The 16,042-nt window shown below is 62.8% G+C and carries 14 protein-coding genes and 2 CRISPR repeat arrays; of the genes, 1 reads left to right on the top strand and 13 read right to left on the bottom strand.

Translation table 11 applies throughout. The features are described 5' to 3' along the window. Positions 1-64: 64 nt before the first annotated feature. Positions 65-394: a CRISPR direct-repeat array (repeat unit 37 nt; unit sequence GTTGCAGAGGGGACGATCCGCATGAGGATACTGAAAG). Positions 395-1,014: 620 nt separating this feature from the next. Next, positions 1,015-2,176: direct repeats of the CRISPR family, unit length 37 nt; unit sequence GTTGCAGAGGGGACGATCCGCATGAGGATACTGAAAG. A 52-nt stretch (positions 2,177-2,228) separates the two neighbouring features. Further along, complete coding sequence (locus A4R35_RS04635) at positions 2,229-2,570, bottom strand: CU044_2847 family protein (RefSeq protein WP_112426993.1); 342 nt, start codon at positions 2,568-2,570, stop codon at positions 2,229-2,231. A 184-nt stretch (positions 2,571-2,754) separates the two neighbouring features. On the opposite strand from A4R35_RS04635, the gene A4R35_RS04630 reads away from it, so the two are divergent. After that, positions 2,755-4,899, top strand: a complete 2,145-nt coding sequence (locus A4R35_RS04630; protein ID WP_112426991.1) for a heavy metal translocating P-type ATPase — start codon at positions 2,755-2,757, stop codon at positions 4,897-4,899. On the opposite strand, the gene A4R35_RS04625 is transcribed toward A4R35_RS04630, so the two are convergent. From A4R35_RS04625 to A4R35_RS04565, 12 genes are all read right to left on the bottom strand, one after another. Continuing rightward, the gene (locus A4R35_RS04625) at positions 4,840-6,114 is read right to left on the bottom strand and encodes an amidohydrolase family protein (RefSeq protein ID WP_189361331.1); all 1,275 of its coding nucleotides are present in this window, start codon (positions 6,112-6,114) and stop codon (positions 4,840-4,842) included. The genes A4R35_RS04630 and A4R35_RS04625 overlap by 60 nt on opposite strands. After that, entirely contained in the window at positions 6,104-7,120 is a 1,017-nt protein-coding gene (dpsA, locus tag A4R35_RS04620) for a dipicolinate synthase subunit DpsA (protein WP_189361329.1), read from the bottom strand. Before dpsA ends, A4R35_RS04625 begins: the two co-directional genes overlap by 11 nt. Positions 7,121-7,228: 108 nt before the next feature. After that, positions 7,229-8,323: an NAD/NADP octopine/nopaline dehydrogenase family protein gene (locus tag A4R35_RS04615; protein ID WP_189361327.1), complete on the bottom strand. Its 1,095-nt coding sequence runs from the start codon at positions 8,321-8,323 to the stop codon at positions 7,229-7,231. Between the two features lie 138 nt (positions 8,324-8,461). Then, positions 8,462-9,622, bottom strand: coding sequence for a mandelate racemase/muconate lactonizing enzyme family protein (locus A4R35_RS04610; RefSeq protein ID WP_223258198.1), 1,161 nt, complete (start codon positions 9,620-9,622; stop codon positions 8,462-8,464). Between the two features lie 16 nt (positions 9,623-9,638). Next, positions 9,639-10,754 carry a M24 family metallopeptidase gene (locus A4R35_RS04605; protein WP_112426982.1) on the bottom strand — a complete coding sequence of 372 codons (1,116 nt, stop codon included), beginning with the start codon at positions 10,752-10,754 and terminating at the stop codon, positions 9,639-9,641. A gap of 339 nt (positions 10,755-11,093) precedes the next feature. Continuing rightward, positions 11,094-11,462: a VOC family protein gene (locus tag A4R35_RS04600; RefSeq protein ID WP_112426980.1), complete on the bottom strand. Its 369-nt coding sequence runs from the start codon at positions 11,460-11,462 to the stop codon at positions 11,094-11,096. Continuing rightward, positions 11,462-11,713, bottom strand: a complete 252-nt coding sequence (locus A4R35_RS04595) for a 2-hydroxymuconate tautomerase (protein WP_112426978.1) — start codon at positions 11,711-11,713, stop codon at positions 11,462-11,464. The genes A4R35_RS04600 and A4R35_RS04595 overlap by 1 nt, the downstream gene beginning before the upstream one ends. Continuing rightward, positions 11,701-12,540, bottom strand: a complete 840-nt coding sequence (locus tag A4R35_RS04590) for a FadR/GntR family transcriptional regulator (RefSeq protein WP_112426976.1) — start codon at positions 12,538-12,540, stop codon at positions 11,701-11,703. Before A4R35_RS04590 ends, A4R35_RS04595 begins: the two co-directional genes overlap by 13 nt. Before the next feature lie 178 nt (positions 12,541-12,718). Beyond that, on the bottom strand, positions 12,719-12,982 hold the full coding sequence (locus tag A4R35_RS04580) for a DUF2118 domain-containing protein (RefSeq protein WP_112426972.1): 264 nt from the start codon (positions 12,980-12,982) through the stop codon (positions 12,719-12,721). 75 nt (positions 12,983-13,057) lie between these two features. Further along, a complete protein-coding gene (locus tag A4R35_RS04575; RefSeq protein WP_112426970.1) occupies positions 13,058-14,086 on the bottom strand; it encodes an alpha-ketoacid dehydrogenase subunit beta in 1,029 nt (342 codons plus the stop codon). After that, entirely contained in the window at positions 14,083-15,069 is a 987-nt protein-coding gene (locus A4R35_RS04570; RefSeq protein WP_112434002.1) for a thiamine pyrophosphate-dependent dehydrogenase E1 component subunit alpha, read from the bottom strand. Before A4R35_RS04570 ends, A4R35_RS04575 begins: the two co-directional genes overlap by 4 nt. Positions 15,070-15,174: 105 nt before the next feature. Beyond that, the gene (locus A4R35_RS04565; RefSeq protein WP_112426968.1) at positions 15,175-15,957 is read right to left on the bottom strand and encodes an SDR family NAD(P)-dependent oxidoreductase; all 783 of its coding nucleotides are present in this window, start codon (positions 15,955-15,957) and stop codon (positions 15,175-15,177) included. Positions 15,958-16,042 lie beyond the last annotated feature (85 nt).

Genomic DNA, 16,042 nt, shown 5'->3' with positions numbered 1-16,042 from the left:
GGGACGATCCGCATGAGGATACTGAAAGATGCGGTGACCGTGGCGCAGTCCGGCAGTACCGCTAGTTGCAGAGGGGACGATCCGCATGAGGATACTGAAAGGTCAAAGCGATCGGAGAGAGCAGGGGCAGCTCATGGTTGCAGAGGGGACGATCCGCATGAGGATACTGAAAGATACGATCAGTATCAAAAGGCGGTGGCACAGGGATTAGTTGCAGAGGGGACGATCCGCATGAGGATACTGAAAGTTGACGAAGCCCGGGAGTTCGCTCCTCGATTCGCTCAGTTGCAGAGGGGACGATCCGCATGAGGATACTGAAAGAGTCAATGGCTTGGCTGGAGGAGATCACCCATCTGTGTTGCAGAGGGGACGATCCGCATGAGGATACTGAAAGGGCCTGACTGGCGGCTTGAGCAGTGGGCAGGGAGACAAGTTGCAGAGGGGACGATCCGCCCGAGGATCACGTACCCGCTTCACGCTCTACGCTCTCCTCTTTGGGGCTGTCCTCTTTCTTCTCCCTCAGTGAAAGGGACGGACCAAGGAGGAGATGCGGAGAGCATCCTGGTCTGACGAGGCATTCACCAGCAAGCTCTTACGCAGTATATCACACGTCAAAAAGGGAACCTCGGGCTTCAGTAGGCAGAGGAGAGTCGGGGTCGAGGCCGAAGGCTCCTCCTCCGTCAAAGTCACGGGCCGAGCCGAAACCCCTGGCAATGAGGGCCGTATGAGCGGTCGATTCGAAACTCTCCGGGGCCGGCGACCAAATGCGGTCAGAATCTGACCGCATTACCGTGAAAGCGCGCATGTTTTACTCTTTTTATATGATAATAAGACATATACACTCTCGAAACTCGCCCCTTGCGGATTGCAAAAAACGAGTTTCGAGAAATGTCGTAAGACGATGTATTTTGAGAGGGGGAGGGAGAGAAAAACGAGGCTCTCAGATGCCAAAAATGGGGCCTCAATCGTTAGAAAACAGTAGAGAACCATCTCGGACCCCTTTCCGCCTCCTGCGGTTGCAGAGGGGACGATCCGCACGAGGATACTGAAAGTTCTTCAGGGGCGGCTACTGCGCAAGGGGGGTCTACTGGTTGCAGAGGGGACGATCCGCACGAGGATACTGAAAGAGCAGAGCGTACTGCTGCTCAGTGGGTCGGTAGATGGTTGCAGAGGGGACGATCCGCACGAGGATACTGAAAGTCAAGCAACAGCAGCCTGGCTGACCTGCACCAATACCAGGTTGCAGAGGGGACGATCCGCACGAGGATACTGAAAGGCTGACGGGTGAGCGGTTGACTGTCCGCCAGGCACAGAGTTGCAGAGGGGACGATCCGCATGAGGATACTGAAAGGGTTCCAGGCGCCGGCCCGGGTCAGTTCTCCTGACCCTGTTGCAGAGGGGACGATCCGCATGAGGATACTGAAAGCAGTCAGCGCCCCGCCGACAGATGCTGCAAGACGTGCACGTTGCAGAGGGGACGATCCGCATGAGGATACTGAAAGCATACAGCAAGATCTCAAGCGGAATGCGCGGCACGCGATGGTTGCAGAGGGGACGATCCGCATGAGGATACTGAAAGTGGAGACAATGGACGCTTCACCATCCGCCGGCATTAGGTTGCAGAGGGGACGATCCGCATGAGGATACTGAAAGGAACAAGGGAGATAAAAAGGGAGGGAAAGATGATCAAAGTTGCAGAGGGGACGATCCGCATGAGGATACTGAAAGCCTTCGCTACTCATGCAACAGACTGCACTATTTGCGGTTGCAGAGGGGACGATCCGCACGAGGATACTGAAAGTCACATTGGGGTGAGCGTATTCCACTAGGTAGCCGTCCAGGTTGCAGAGGGGACGATCCGCACGAGGATACTGAAAGTGAGCAAATTCGCGAGAGACTGGAGCCGCACCATGTGTTGCAGAGGGGACGATCCGCACGAGGATACTGAAAGGACTCAGGTGTTTGGGTGGGACACGCCAGAGGAGGCTAAGTTGCAGAGGGGACGATCCGCACGAGGATACTGAAAGACCTGTCAAGGTCGACTGCAGAGGTAGTTGAGGAGTTGCGTTGCAGAGGGGACGATCCGCACGAGGATACTGAAAGTCTCTTCCTCCTCTCGTAGCTCTTCCCCGGCTCTGAGTTGCAGAGGGGACGATCCGCACGAGGATACTGAAAGGTCAATGGGCCGCAGAAGCGGTGCCAAAGCTACCACAGCCCATTGAGCTACACTAGCGCATAGGGCGATCTTTGCCGTACCAGTGAAGTGTGATATCGAAATTGGCCTCGCTGCCGGCTGACGCCAGAATGGCACCCATTGAGGCGCTTAGCTTGATCCCAAAAGCTATTTCAACTTCATCGGGCTTGAGGTCCAGATTGTGCAGCTTGACCGCAACCGCCTTAATGGCTGGCAAGACCTTCTGCAGCGCTTTCTCCAGGGTTTCCGGGGCCTGCTCTGGCCTCGACAGCCGGCGGGCGACTGGTACCCGCTCGCCGCCTTCCGGCTCCAGCTCCTCGACCTCGATAACCACTTGCCCGCCATCCTCCAGGGGGAAGGCAATCAACTTCTTCATGTGCTTTCTCTCTCCTCATGCTTCTTTCTTTGAGACTGACCAGGTTGCCAGGGTTAAACAGCGTCCACTCTCGATAGAGATGAGGAACCCTGCAGCAAGCCTTGCATAGCTTGCTCAGACTGTGCTTCTATAGAAGAAAAGACGAACGAGAGAGCAGCTCTCAAAGGACGGGAGGAGACAGACGATGGAACCATCAGGACAGCACCGGCTTGAACTCCTGGTGACAGGCATGGATTGCCCCGAGTGCGCCGGACATGTGCGCCAGGCGCTGGAGGCACTGCCGGGAGTGCGCGAGGTAACCGTCCTGCTGACCGCCGAAAAAGCGCTGCTGACGATCGACCCCAAGCGCGTGGATCTGCCCACCCTCTGTCGGGCTGTTAAGCAGGCCGGCTACCAGGCCAGTCCCCTGGTTCAGCAGCAGCAGCGGCAAGAACGTCTCGCCTCCGACCGATCTCAGCGACGCCTGACACGCACCCTCTTCACGCTCTACGGTCTCCTCTTCGGGGCTGTCCTCTTGTTGATCATCGCTGGCGAGTGGCTGGGCCTGCTAGAGCGGATCACCGATCGCCTGCCCTGGCCTCTTGGAGTCGGCCTGACCCTGCTCGCCGGTGCCCCTATCTTCTGGGACGTCCTGCAGGCGGCCCGGCGCGGGCGCGTCATCTCGCACACGCTGATGTCGCTCGGCGTCGTCGCAGCCCTGCTCATCGGCCAATGGCCAACGGCTGCCGTCGTTATCTTCTTCATGCACGTCGGCAGATATAGCGAGCGCCTGACCAGCGAGCGCTCACGCCAGGCCCTGAAACAACTGGCCGCCCTGGCTCCCCAGAGCGCGCGCGTCCTCCGTGGAGAGGAAGAAAAAGAGGTCCCCATCGAAGAGGTAGCGCCGGGTGAGATCGTCGTTGTCCGACCCGGGGAGGCCATACCTGTCGACGGCCAGGTCGTTGCTGGCCATGCCACGGTCAACCAGGCCGCCATCACGGGCGAAGCCCTCCCACTGGAAGCCGCCCCGGGCAGCCAGGTCTTTGCCGCGACCCTGGTCCAAGGGGGGAGCCTGCGCATTCGGGCCGCGCGCGCTGGCAGCAATACCACCTTTGCACGCATCGTGGCGCTGGTCGAGGAGGCCGAGGCCCAACGCGCCCCCGTGCAGCGTCTGGCCGATCGCTTCTCGACCTGGCTCCTGCCGATAGTGCTGGCCGTGGCCGTGCTCACCCTGCTGCTGAGGCGCGACCCGCTGGCCGCCGCAGCGGTGCTCGTCGTGGCCTGTTCCTGCTCGCTGGCGCTGGCGACCCCGATCGCCATGCTGGCCTCAATCGCCGCCGCCGCCTCGCACGGGCTGCTGATCAAAGGCGGCGCCCATCTGGAGCGCCTGGCTCGGGCAGACGTCCTGCTCATCGATAAGACGGGAACGATCACCAGCGGCCAGCTGCAGATCTGCGATGCCCTCCCGTTAGGCGAGGTAACGCGCCAGGAGCTGCTACGGCTGGCCGCCAGCGCCGAACGCTACTCGGAGCATCCGCTGGCCGAAGCCGTACGCCAGGCGGCACGCGCCGAAGGTCTGACTGTGAGCGATCCCGAGACCTTTGAGGTCCTGCCAGGACGGGGCATACGAGCCACGATCGAGGGCCGCAAGGTGAGCGTGGGCAATGCTTTCCTGCTGCCGGAGGGCCAGCAGCTTCCTCAAGCCCAGGCGCTGGCCGCGGCGGGCAAAAGCCTGCTCTTTGTGGCTTGCCAGGAGCAGCTGATTGGCCTCCTGGCCGCCAGCGATACGCTGCGTCCCGAGGTAGCGGAGGCCCTGGCCCAACTGCGCGCCCTCGGCTTCACCTCAATTGAACTGCTGACCGGCGATCATGAGGAGGCTGCCGCCAGCCTGGCGAAACCGCTGGGGATCAACTATCGGGCCCGCCTGCTGCCCGAGGACAAAATCGCCATCGTCAAAGCCTATCAGGCGCAAGGACACGGCGTCGTTATGGTGGGCGACGGCATCAATGATGCGCCAGCCCTGGCCCAGGCCGACGTGGGCATCGCCCTGGGCGTGGTAGGCACCGATGCCGCCCTGGAAGCGGCCCATGTGGCCCTGCTGCGCGAAGACTGGCGCCTGCTACCGGCGCTGATACAGATCGCCAGGCGCACCATGCGGGTCGTACGGCTCAACCTGGCCTTCACGCTGCTCTACAACCTGCTCGGTCTGAGCCTGGCCTCCTTGGGCCTGCTGCCGCCCGTCGTAGCCGCGGCGGCGCAGTCACTGCCTGATCTGGGCATCCTGGCTAACTCAACACGCCTCCTGCGTCAGCGGATTGTCGTCCATTCCCAGGCCAGCCCCGGAAGCTGACCAGACAAGGCGTCCGCGCTTGATGACGTAGAGACGTGCGGGCAGATCCGACAGAATATCCTCGCGGCGCTGGCAGTCGAGCACCACCAGATCAGCGGGTTGTCCGACACCCAACCCGGCGCGCCGGCCCAGGGCCGCCGCTGCCTGCGTCGTAATGCTTTCGAGCAGCCAGCGCTGTTCCTCGGGGCTGCCCATCTGAGCCACATAGCCAAGCAACTGCGCCATCTGAAGCAAATCGGGGGAACCAAAGGGGTTAAACATATCTTTAATGTTGTCCGAGCTGCAAAAGACCGTCACTCCCGCCGCCAGCAGCTCCTTCACACGCGTGATCCCGCGGCGAATCGGCTGACGATCGCGGCGGCCCTGGAGATAGAGATTGGTCGCCGGCAGAGTCGCCACCGCAATGCGGGCCTGTGCCACCCGCTCGATGGTGCGCGCCGCCGTCGCATCGTCAACCGCCGCCAACGAACAACAGTGGCCGGCGATCACCCGTCCCTCGTAGCCCTCCTGCAGCGTGCGCTCCGCCAGATAGGGCAGAACAAAATCGGCAGGCGACTCCGACTCATCGATATGCAGGTCCAGAGGGCGACCAGAGCGCAGCGCCAGGCGAAAGACCTCATCGATCAGCCCGCGCTGATCCTCTTCGACGAGCGGCGTTCCTCCAACGGCATCAGCCCCCTCCTCCAGGGCCGCCGCCAACAGCTCCCGCCCGCGTCGCCCCCGCTCTCCAAGCAGACGATTGGGCAAGGCCACAATCTCGATATCCAGCAGCGAGCGCAACTGCTCGCGCACCCGCAACAGCGCATGCAGGCCGCGCAGCTCGATCTGCGGATCGACATTCACATGCGTCCGCAGCGTCGTCGTCCCGCAGCGCAAGGCCCACAGCGCCGTTGCCGTCGCTCGCTCCACAATATCCTCCTCGCTGACGCTCGCCGACAGCTCCAGGTTACAGCGGATCGCCTCCGCCAGCGTCCCCGAGCGGTTGAGCAGGCGGTCGCGCGTCAGGGCCTTATCGAGATGAATATGGCCCTCGACCAGCCCCGGCAACACCAGGCGTCCAGCCACATCGAGGACAGGTATGCCGCTCTCGGCGACCGTCAGGTCGGGGGCCAGAGCCGCAATCTGACCGGAGCGGATCAAAATATCCACAGGGGCCGGCCAGGTAGTCTGGTCGAGAGCCAGCCGCGCCTGACGCAACAGCAGATCAGCAGTCATGGCCACCACCATTGTTACTGGCGGAGCGGCTACCAGTACCCTGACCGCTGCCGCCACTGGCCCCGGACTGCTCGCCGCGCAAGGTCGGCAGGGCCGCCAGAATCAGCTTGCGCAATCCTTGCCACTGACTACGCCCGGCGGTGCGTGGCGCCCGGCTGCCAAGACCACGCCCCAGCAGCGCCTTGATGCCTAACTCGCGCGCAGCCTCGAAATCAGTGCCGCCGGGGGCCGCAGCAATATCCAGCACAAAGACATCGCCTCGCATCTGCTCCAGCACCGCGCGCGTCAGCACCAAAGCCGGCACCGTGTTGAAGACCATATCGCAGTCGGCCACCGCCGTCGCCAGCTCCTCCAGCGAAAGAGGGCGCGCCCCCAGCTCCCAGGCCCGAGCGCGCTGCACCGGATTGCGCGCCGCCACCCGCACATGCGCCCCCATATTGAGCAAGAGCCGCGTCAAGGTAAAGCCGATGCGCCCGAAACCGACCACCAGCACCTGAGCATCGTGAATAGAGACCTCCGTATTGGCGATGGTCAGGCCGATCGCGCCCTCTGCGATCGTCGGCGCCCGCAGGATCATCAGCTCATCGTCATCGCCATACTCCTGGATGCGCAGGCCACGCTCTTGCGCCAACGTCCTCAACTGCGGTGTACTGGTGCCGATCAGCAAAAGCGCCCCCGGTTTGACCCCGGCCAGAGCCGCCGCATCCAGAAAAAGTGGCTCCGGCCACTGAGGTGCGTAGAGGCTGCCATCCGGGGCGATCACCGGCACCGGAGCGATGATGACATCACTCCCAGCAATGGCCTCCGCCAGCGTCTGGCATTGGGGCCGGCCCATAATCTCCGCCGCCGCCGGCGGACAGCCGCAGGCGCGCACCGCGGCCCCCTCGGCCAGCAATCCTTTCAACACTTCCAGCTCGCGCCCGTCGCCTCCAATCACAGCCACCTGCAGCCCGCTCAGCATAGCTTGCTCTCCGCGTCTCTCATCACCTGCTGCTGTTCCCATCATCAAATGCTCCATAATGAGACAATAACCCGTTCAGCTTCGCACTGGCTCAAAATCCGGGAACCCGGGGCTGGGACCAATCCCACTCTGATCCCCGTCTGTCCTACCTCCTCAACGCAGCACAGCGAGCGCCGCCTCGCGCTCGGGCGGCAAACCCAGACGCGCCAGCGTCCAGCCCTCGGCCCGGTAATCGCGACGGCTGATGCAAGAGGCCAGCGTAATCAAGGCATCCATCACTGGAGTCGCTACTCCCAGGGCCCGGCCCAGCTCACTCATCGGCACCAGACCAAAGGGAATATCCTCGTGCAGATAGCGGCTGTCCAGATTGGCGGGCGCCTTGATAAATTGATTCGGAGCGCTTTCGCGCAACATCCGCAGGAAGGAGCCGCTCGCCCCAGCCTCCGGCGAGGTCGAGCCTAGATCGGCAAAAAGCTGGGGAAAAGGCTCCAGGCTCAAGCCCCAGGCCGCCGCCACAGCCAGACGCTCTCTGTCAAGATCGGCCATCACCTGAGCCACCGCCGGCGTCCCGGCGTCATAGTAGTAACGGAAATCCCCGCCGCTATGCTCGATCCAGGCGGCGCTCAGCACCATACCCGGCGGATGCAGCACCGCGTTGACATTGCTCAGAGCCGTCACCAGCACATGCTCCACCGGTCGCAGCGACGGATAGAAACGACTAAGCAATGGCCAGAGCCTCTCAGCAGCCGAAGCCGGCAGGACGGCCAGACGCACATGCTGCACCAGCGACGAAATGTAGACCTCTCCCTCGCCCTGCTTCCGGCAGATATAGGTCAGCGTGTTGGTCTCAGCGATAGGCGGCGGAGAGGCGCAGCCGGCCTCGATCAGCAGCCGACGGAAAGCCAGGCTGCCCCCCGTGTTGCCAGGATTGAGCAGCACGGGCGGCCCGCTAGGCTGGGCCAACAGCGGAGCGAGCGCCCGCGCCAGATCGGCGAAGGCCGTGGCCGGCACGCAGAGCATCACCAGCTCAGCCCCTGCCAGCGCCTCGGCCAGATCGTTGGTCAGACACGCCACCGCAGCCAGACCCTCACCAGCAACACCGCTGTAAGCAATACCGCCGCGCTCGCGCGCTATCCGCAGCGTCGCCGGTGAGCGGCTGTAAAGATGGACCTGCTCACCAAGAGCGCTGAGATGAGCGGCGGCGGCGAAGCCCCCATTGCCCCCTCCGAGCACTGCAATCGTTGCCATCCTCAACGCGCTCCTTTCTGATCGATCGTCCCCCTCCATATCTCCAACTGGGCCGGTGCGCTCCAGAGGCAACCGGCCCAGCCTGGCGATCACGCACAGCCTTGGGTCCGGCCTGACAACTCTGCCAAGCAAAGAAGCTCAGAGCGCCACAGCATATTTGGCCAGCTTACGCTCATCAACCTGCACGCCCAGCCCCGGCCTCTGCGGAACCAGCACCGCGCCGTTCTCGTACGCAAACGGCTCGCTGATAATATCGTCGAGATAGTAGACGCCGGCGATCTGCCCCTCCAGGGCCTCCGCCGGACGGCTCACCGGGCAGACGCTGGCCAGCTCGGCGATGCGCGTCGCCGCGCCCAGGTGCAGATTGGCGGCGTTGCCTACGCCCATCTCAATCGAGCCACCGATATCGCAGCGCAGGCCAACCGCCTCAGCGACCGTCGCCACCTCGCGCGCGCGGAAGAGGCCGCCCGGCTTGGTAACGTAGAGCGAGATCAGCTCAGCAGCCTGCAGTGCATGGATGTGCAGAATGTCCTGCGGCGTCCAGGCGCTCTCATCGGCCATCACCGGCACCGCCACCTGACGCGCAATCAACGCCAGCGCCTCGACATCGGCCACCGGCTGCTCGGTGAAAGCCAGATCGTAGGACTGCATCGCGCGCGTCACCCGGACCGCCTCGCTGACCGAGCGGTAGCCCTCGTTGGCATCGACACGAATCTGAACCCCAGGTCCCAGGGCCTCGCGCAGCAGGCGCACCAGCTCGATATCGCGCTCGGGATCAAGACCCGTCTTGGCCTTAATGGTACCCGCACCCTCGGCCACCGCGCGCTCGGCCTCGGCTACCGCCTGACGGTTCTCCATAATCCCCAGACTGTGAGCAATCGGCAGACGATCGCGATAGGCCCCGCCGAGCAACTGGTAGACCGGCACTCCCAGCGCCTGGCCGGCCAGATCATAGAGCGCCATATCGACCGCCGCCTTCGCATAGGGATGCCCCTTGACCACTCGATCCATCGCCGCATGCAACGGGCCGATCTCTAGCGGTGAGTGGCCGACGATGACCGGAAACAGGTAGTCGGCGATCATGTGGTGCACCGTCCGCGGTGTCTCGCCGAAGTAGCTCATATGAGCGCCGCCCCAGGTAGCAATAGCTGGCGCCTCACCCCAGCCGATCAGGCCCTCGTCGGTCTCCAGGCGCAGCAGCAGATGGCTCCCGATCGGCGTCTCCATCTTGCTCGCCCAGTTATGAACCCGGCGCGGCGGCAAGGTCACCAGATAACAGCGATAACCTGTAATCTTCACCGGCCTGCTCGTCCTTTCAAGCGGGGATTACGAACAGCTCCGAAGCGTCATACTGATCCGTAATCAGCTCGTAGCCGTCCTCGGTCACGATCAGCTCATCCTCGTACTGCACGCCCCAACGGTCGGGATACCAGCAGAGCGGCTCGATACAGAGCACCATGCCCGGCTGCAAGGTGATATCGGTATAGGGGCCAAGATACGGCTCCTCGTGGAGGGTCAGGCCCAGGCCATGCCCGAGAAACTTGATCGGGGGCAGCCCCCAGCGCTCCATCTGGGCCGCGTAGCGCTGGTAGAGGGCGCGCGTACTCTGGCCGGGACGAATACCATCAAGGGCGGCCTTGCGCGCCTCCACCATGTGGGACCAGGTGCGCAGCTGCTCCTCGCTGGCCTTCCCGACGACGGCGGTCCGCGCCACATCCGAATAGTAGAGCTGGCCGGTGCCGATCACATCGATGCGCACCAGATCGCCATAGCGCAGAGGACGGCGCGTCGGGGCCGCATTGGCCAGGCCGCTGCGCTCTCCAGCGCCAACCACCAGCATCGTCAGACGATCGCCGCCGTTGGCCAGATAGGCATCGGTAATCAGCTGGCCTAGCTCCATCTCAGTCATACCCGCGCGGACTTGCTCGAAAGCCTGACGAGCCGCCCGCTCCGCCGCCTTCCCAACGGCGCGCAACTTTGCCAGCTCCCCCGGCGTCTTGATCATGCGCAGCTCGCTCAGCAGCATATCACAGGCCACGAAGGTCGCTCGTGGCAGGGCCTCGCGCAGCGTCTCGTAGCTCTTCTGCGAAATGGCGGTGTATTCAAGACCGATGCGCCCCTGGGCCAGACCAGCGGCACGCAGGCGCTCAGCTAACAGGCGCGTCGGATCTTCGGTAAATTCGTTATAAGCAATGACCGAAGGAATCGAGGCCGTGCCCCTGACGAAACTCTCCTCGATGTCGACCACAATGATTTCAGCTTCGCCCTGCAGCGGTACCAGGCAATAGACCAGGCGATGGCGTACGATGGTCTGTGATGGAACCACCACATCAGCGGTGTAGGCGATGTTCTCGGGCGAGGCGATGACCAGCGCGTCTAGCCCCCGTTCCTGCATGGCGACGCGCTGTCTGGCAATAATCTCGCTGGACATAAAGCTGTTCCTCAATAGGCTGCACCTCGCTGTTTCCCTTGCGTAGAGGCGACACTGCCCCCCAGGATCGGCGACGTGCGTGGTTGTGCAGTTTGCCTGTTTCTTATCTTAAAACCTGTTATGTTGCTGATATGCTACAGCAACTCATTGGTTGCTCTCCCGGCAGCCAGCGGCCCGGCCTGGGAACGGAAAAGCCTCCCGGGCCAGGAAGCCAATTGTCTGCCCATCAGGTTGCCCGCCAGTACAGGCTGACCGAATGATAGGAGCCATGCCACACACCGCCGCTAGCGTCGGGCGTCGCGGTCGGCGTGTAGTCTGGTCGAGTCTGCTGATAGCGGCCTAATCGTGACACTCAATCCGCACACCGTCGGGATCGAGAAAATAGAGCGAAGTCCCGTAAGCGGTTGGCTTCGGCCCATCGACAATCGTCACCCCGGCGATACGCAGGTCTCGCTCAAGCTGAGCGATATTCTCGACACGAAAGGCCACATGCTCCAGGCTTTGGCCTGCCTTCTGGCGGAGGCGCTTCCCTTCCTCGGTCAGCTCGGTCAGGCCCAGGCCCTCGTGCATGACCACCAGTGGGCGCCCATCGCGGAAAGTCGTGCGCTCGCGTACATGGAAGCCAAGCACCTCCACATAGAAGCGCTCAGCGCGGGCCAGATCGTTGGTCTGTAACAAGAGATGGGAGACCCCGCGGATCGTCGCCATTAGCCTCCTCCTTCCTCCTGCGTAGATGGCGCGTTGCCACCACCGCCAGGAAGATCGCTGACCGAGTCGCGTTCAGTCCCCAGGCGCCCAGCCAGGGCCCAGTTTTCCGGTGCGACCTCGTGCAAAATGACATGCAGATGATCAGGGCGTGCCCCAGCATACTCGACCATTGCTTCCGTGACCGCCTTCACCAAGGCCCGCTTCTGCTCAGGCGTGCGCCCAGGGTACATCTCGATGATCACGACTGGCATGGCTCTCGCCCCCCTGTGGTCGGAACAGGCTCAGGCACCGTCGACTTCGACTGAGGCCGAGGCCCTTCCCGGTCCTGATGATGCGCGCTACCAGCCTGAGTCTGCCGTCGCGGTGACTCGACATCCTTCAGAACGCTCTCAAAGTGCTCGTGGAGCGCAGCCTGAGCCGCCAGAGGATCGCGCTCCTCGATGGCCCGAATGATGCACTCGTGGTCGTGCAGCGAGCGTTGAAGACGATCGGGCAGACTGAAGACGACCAGCCGATCGTTATCGAGCACAGCGTTGAGCGACAGTAGCAGCTGAATGAGGATCGGATTCTCGCTTGCCTTGACAATGGCGCTGTGAAACTCGCTATCGAGAGCTGAAACCTCATCGATCTGGCCATGCTCGCCGGCGCTGCGCATCCTCTCCAGAATTTTGCGTAATCGCATTACCAGCATCGGACGAGACCGCTGCGCGGCCAGAGCGGCGGCTTTGCTCTCCAGTGCCTCACGTACCTGGAGCAGATGAATCAGGTCCTGACGATGGGCAATGTACCAGGCACTCCACATGGCGGACACGCTGTGTTGAGGCACCTCCGCGGTCACGTAGCTGCCACTGCCGTGGCGCACCTCGATAAGACCGATGGCCTCCAGGGTGCTGATAGCTTCGCGCACCATTGTGCGACTGACCCCGAGCAACTCGGCCAGCTTGCGCTCACTGGGCAGGCGGTCGCCAGGGGCAAAGTGACCGCTCTCAATCAATTGTCGTAGCTGCTCTGCTGCACTGCTACGCGCAGTGGAAAGATGAAGTGGCCTGATAGCCGCTTCCGCTTCAGTTTTGCTCATCTCTGAGATTCCTCTATCTGTGTAGTCTCATATGCGGTTATACTCCTTAGCAGATATATCTTAATATGCTTCCCCGCAACACGTACAGACTCTGGCGGGCGCTCCTTGCTCCCCATCTCGAAGCGCTCGCCGGCAGTGGCCTCTCCCCCGAGAGCGGGCCGAGCGGACTCGCGCGCCATCAGCGGAGCTGAGCGGCCTCCTCTGGACTACTGGCCAGAAGCAGCAGCGGCGTGCCCACCGGGACCGTCTCCCCATCGGCCACCAGGACGCGGGCCACGACGCCACTAAAAGGCGACGTCAGCTCGACAGAGGTCTTTTCCGTCTCCACGATTGCCAGCACATCCCCTTTCTGTACCGTATCGCCCTCGCCGACCATCCACTCGACAATGGTCCCCTCTTCCATCGTCAGGCCCCACTTCGGCATGGCAATGGTTTCTGCCATAGCGGCTGACTCCTTTCTGCCTTGCCCATCCATCGCGGTCCCCGGGGCCGCCAGGCACGGGGACCACACCGGTCATCAGCCACCTGGTGCGGCGCGCACTGCGTTGTACAGCACCTCGCGCACCCCGGCGGCGATGCGCTCCTCATCGGGAATGACAAACTGCTCCAGCTCAGGAGCGTAGGGCATGGGTGTATTCGTACCACAGACGCGCTTGATCGGCGCCTTCAGCAGCGGGAAAAACTCCTCAGCTGCGATAGCGGCGATCTCCGCGCAGAAGCCGTTGCGGCGTGGGGCCTCCTGAGCGATCACCAGGCGCCCAGTCTTCTCCAGAGAACGACGCAGACCATCGCGGTCGAAAGGCACCAGCGTGCGCGGGTCCCATACCTCGACTGAGATGCCCTCGCGGGCCAGCATCTCAGCCGCCTTCAGCGCGCGCGGCAGCATATACAGATAAGCCACGAGCGTCACATCGCTTCCCTCGCGAGCCACGCGGCCCTCCCCCAGCGGAATGCAGTAGTCATCTGCCGGTACCGCGCCACGGCTGTTGTAGAGCAGCTTATGCTCGAAAAAGAGCACTGGATCGGGGTCGCGGATGGCGCTCTTGAGCAAGCCCTTGGCATCGGCGGGCGTTGAGGCAGTCACGACCTTCAGTCCTGGTGTGGCCGTGAACCAGGCTTCCAGGCTCTGCGAGTGCTGGGCTGCTGTTGCGCCCGCTGTACCTGTCACCATACGGATCACCAGCGGCGCGCTGGTGCGTCCGCCGGTCATGTAGCGAAACTTGGCGGCCTGGTTGACAATCTGATCCATTGCCAGCGTGGCGAAATCGCTGAACATGATTTCCGCCACCGTTGGCACGCCGAGGAGCGCCGCGCCGAGCGCTGCCCCGATGACGGCCTCCTCGGAGATCGGCGTATCGAGTACACGCTCCTCCCCAAAGCGCTGGAGCAGACCCTGGGTCACGCCGAAGACACCTCCTGGCTCGCCGATATCCTCGCCGAGCAGCAGCAGCGACGGATCGCGCTCCATCTCCTCGGCCAGCGCCTCGCGGATGGCCTGCGCGTAGGTCAGACGGCGCTCCTTCTCGGCCCTGGACGTCGCAGTCATAGTAAGGCCCTCCCCCCATAGCTTTCAACAAAGACATCCTCCAGCGCCTCCTCGGGCGCCGGATGCGGCGAGGCCTTGGCGAAGGCCACGGCCTCCTCTAGCTCCTGCTCAACTGCCTCATCAAGCGCCTGCAGCTCCTCCTCGGTGCAGATTGCCCCGGCCAGCAGCAAGCGGCGATAGTTCTTGATGGGATCGGCCTCCAGCCAGAAAGCCACCTCCTCAGCAGGGCGGTACTGGCCCATGTCCCCTTCGTAGTGACCACGGTGGCGATAGGTCTTGCACTCGACCAGGGTTGGCCCATGCCCCTTGCGCGCCTCCTCGGCGGCCTTGCTGACCACGCGATAGACATCCAGCACATCGTTGCCATCGGCGATCAGACCGGGGACAGCGTAGGAGCTGGCGCGCGTGGCGATATCACGGATCGTCTGATGCTTGTGCTGTGGTGTAAACTCGCCGTAGAGGTTGTTCTCGCAGATGAAGATCACCGGTAGGCGCCAGAGAGCGGCCAGGTTGAGCGACTCATGAAAGGCTCCTTGATTGGAAGCCCCATCGCCAAAGAAGGTCACCGCTACCCCATCGGCGCGCCGCGCCCGCGGATCGTCGGGATGGTGAACGGCGATCTGGCGCGCCTGCTTGAGGGCCAGCCCGGCCCCCACGGCGATCGGAATGCCGCCCCCGACGATGCCATTAGCGCCGATGATCCCCAGCTCGATATTGGCGATATGCAACGAGCCGCCTTTCGCACGGTTGTATCCATCGCGACGGGCGAACAACTCGGCGTACATGTAGCGTGGATCGCCCCCACGTGCCAAAATATGGCCATGTCCACGGTGAGTGCTGGTAATGTAGTCGTGCGGACCAAGAGCCGCGCAGGCCCCCACAGCTACCGCTTCCTGGCCAATGTAGGGGTGCAGGAAGCCGGGGATGTAGCCCAGGCTACGCAGCTCTGCCGCCCGCTCCTCAAAGCGGCGGATCAGCACCATCTTGCGATACAGTTCCTTGAGAAAAGCAGGCGTATAGCTGGCCAACGATTGCACGCTCTCTGCTCCTTCCTTACCTGGCCCGAGACAGACGGGATCAGGCCGCTGTCAGGCCATATAGAGGCCGCCATCGACATGGATCGCCTGACCGGTGATGTAGCTGCCGTCGGGTCCACACAGAAACGCTACTACGCCGGCGATATCCTCCGGCCTGCCCAGCCGCCCCAAAGGAATGTCTCGCGGGCGCTCGCTCAGAAACTGGCCTGGCTCTTTCCCTTCGCGCACCGCCACCGCCCGATCGACCTCCTCCAGCATGGCGGTCATAATATTGCCCGGGCAGAGGGCATTGACGCAGATGTTGTAGCCAGCCAGCTCTACTGCTAATGAGCGTGTCAAGCCCAGCACGCCCGTCTTAGAGGCACAGTAGGCATAGTCGCGCCCAAAAGCCACCTTGCTCATCATCGAAGCCTGGTTCACAATACGCCCCCAGCGCTGGGCAATCATATCGGGTACCACTGCCCGAGCGCAGAGCAACTGACCAGTCAGATTGACAGCCAGGCTCAGATACCAATCCTGCAAGGAAGACTCCAGGAGAGGAGTATCGCGGAAGATCCCGGCGTTATTGATGAGGATCGTGATCGGTCCCAGCCGCGCGCGGACCTGCTGCACTCCCTCATTCACGCTCTCCTCCCGGCTCACATCCAGCCGTATCGGCAGCGCCTCGCCGCCAGCGGCCCGAATCTCCTCTGCCACAGCGGCGGTACCCTGCTCATCGATATCAGCCACGGCCACTCGTGCCCCCTCACGGGCCAGGCGCAGCGCGATCGCGCGTCCCATCCCGCGCCCGGCGCCCGTCACCAAAGCGGTATGTCCCTCCAGCGTCAACGTCATTGTTTTCCCCCTTTGCGAATGTATCCCGCAGCGCTACGTACAGTCTACTCAGCCAGAGAGTTCTGTGGTCCAGGCCAGTGTCTCG

Source organism: Thermogemmatispora tikiterensis, from assembly GCF_003268475.1.
Lineage (GTDB): Bacteria > Chloroflexota > Ktedonobacteria > Ktedonobacterales > Ktedonobacteraceae > Thermogemmatispora > Thermogemmatispora tikiterensis.
The sequence above is the reverse complement of the archived record's forward strand: the minus strand, read 5'-3'. Positions and strand labels throughout refer to the sequence as shown.

Bases quoted from the DNA above. Each gene is read 5' to 3' on its own strand.
- A4R35_RS04635 (WP_112426993.1), bottom strand. From the start codon at position 2,570: ATGAAGAAGTTGATTGCCTTCCCCCTGGAGGATGGCGGGCAAGTGGTT.
- A4R35_RS04630 (WP_112426991.1), top strand. From the start codon at position 2,755: ATGGAACCATCAGGACAGCACCGGCTTGAACTCCTGGTGACAGGCATG.
- A4R35_RS04625 (WP_189361331.1), bottom strand. From the start codon at position 6,114: ATGACTGCTGATCTGCTGTTGCGTCAGGCGCGGCTGGCTCTCGACCAG.
- dpsA (WP_189361329.1), bottom strand. From the start codon at position 7,120: ATGATGGGAACAGCAGCAGGTGATGAGAGACGCGGAGAGCAAGCTATG.
- A4R35_RS04615 (WP_189361327.1), bottom strand. From the start codon at position 8,323: ATGGCAACGATTGCAGTGCTCGGAGGGGGCAATGGGGGCTTCGCCGCC.
- A4R35_RS04605 (WP_112426982.1), bottom strand. From the start codon at position 10,754: ATGTCCAGCGAGATTATTGCCAGACAGCGCGTCGCCATGCAGGAACGG.
- A4R35_RS04600 (WP_112426980.1), bottom strand. From the start codon at position 11,462: ATGGCGACGATCCGCGGGGTCTCCCATCTCTTGTTACAGACCAACGAT.
- A4R35_RS04595 (WP_112426978.1), bottom strand. From the start codon at position 11,713: ATGCCAGTCGTGATCATCGAGATGTACCCTGGGCGCACGCCTGAGCAG.
- A4R35_RS04590 (WP_112426976.1), bottom strand. From the start codon at position 12,540: ATGAGCAAAACTGAAGCGGAAGCGGCTATCAGGCCACTTCATCTTTCC.
- A4R35_RS04580 (WP_112426972.1), bottom strand. From the start codon at position 12,982: ATGGCAGAAACCATTGCCATGCCGAAGTGGGGCCTGACGATGGAAGAG.
- A4R35_RS04575 (WP_112426970.1), bottom strand. From the start codon at position 14,086: ATGACTGCGACGTCCAGGGCCGAGAAGGAGCGCCGTCTGACCTACGCG.
- A4R35_RS04570 (WP_112434002.1), bottom strand. From the start codon at position 15,069: ATGGTGCTGATCCGCCGCTTTGAGGAGCGGGCGGCAGAGCTGCGTAGC.
- A4R35_RS04565 (WP_112426968.1), bottom strand. From the start codon at position 15,957: ATGACGTTGACGCTGGAGGGACATACCGCTTTGGTGACGGGCGCCGGG.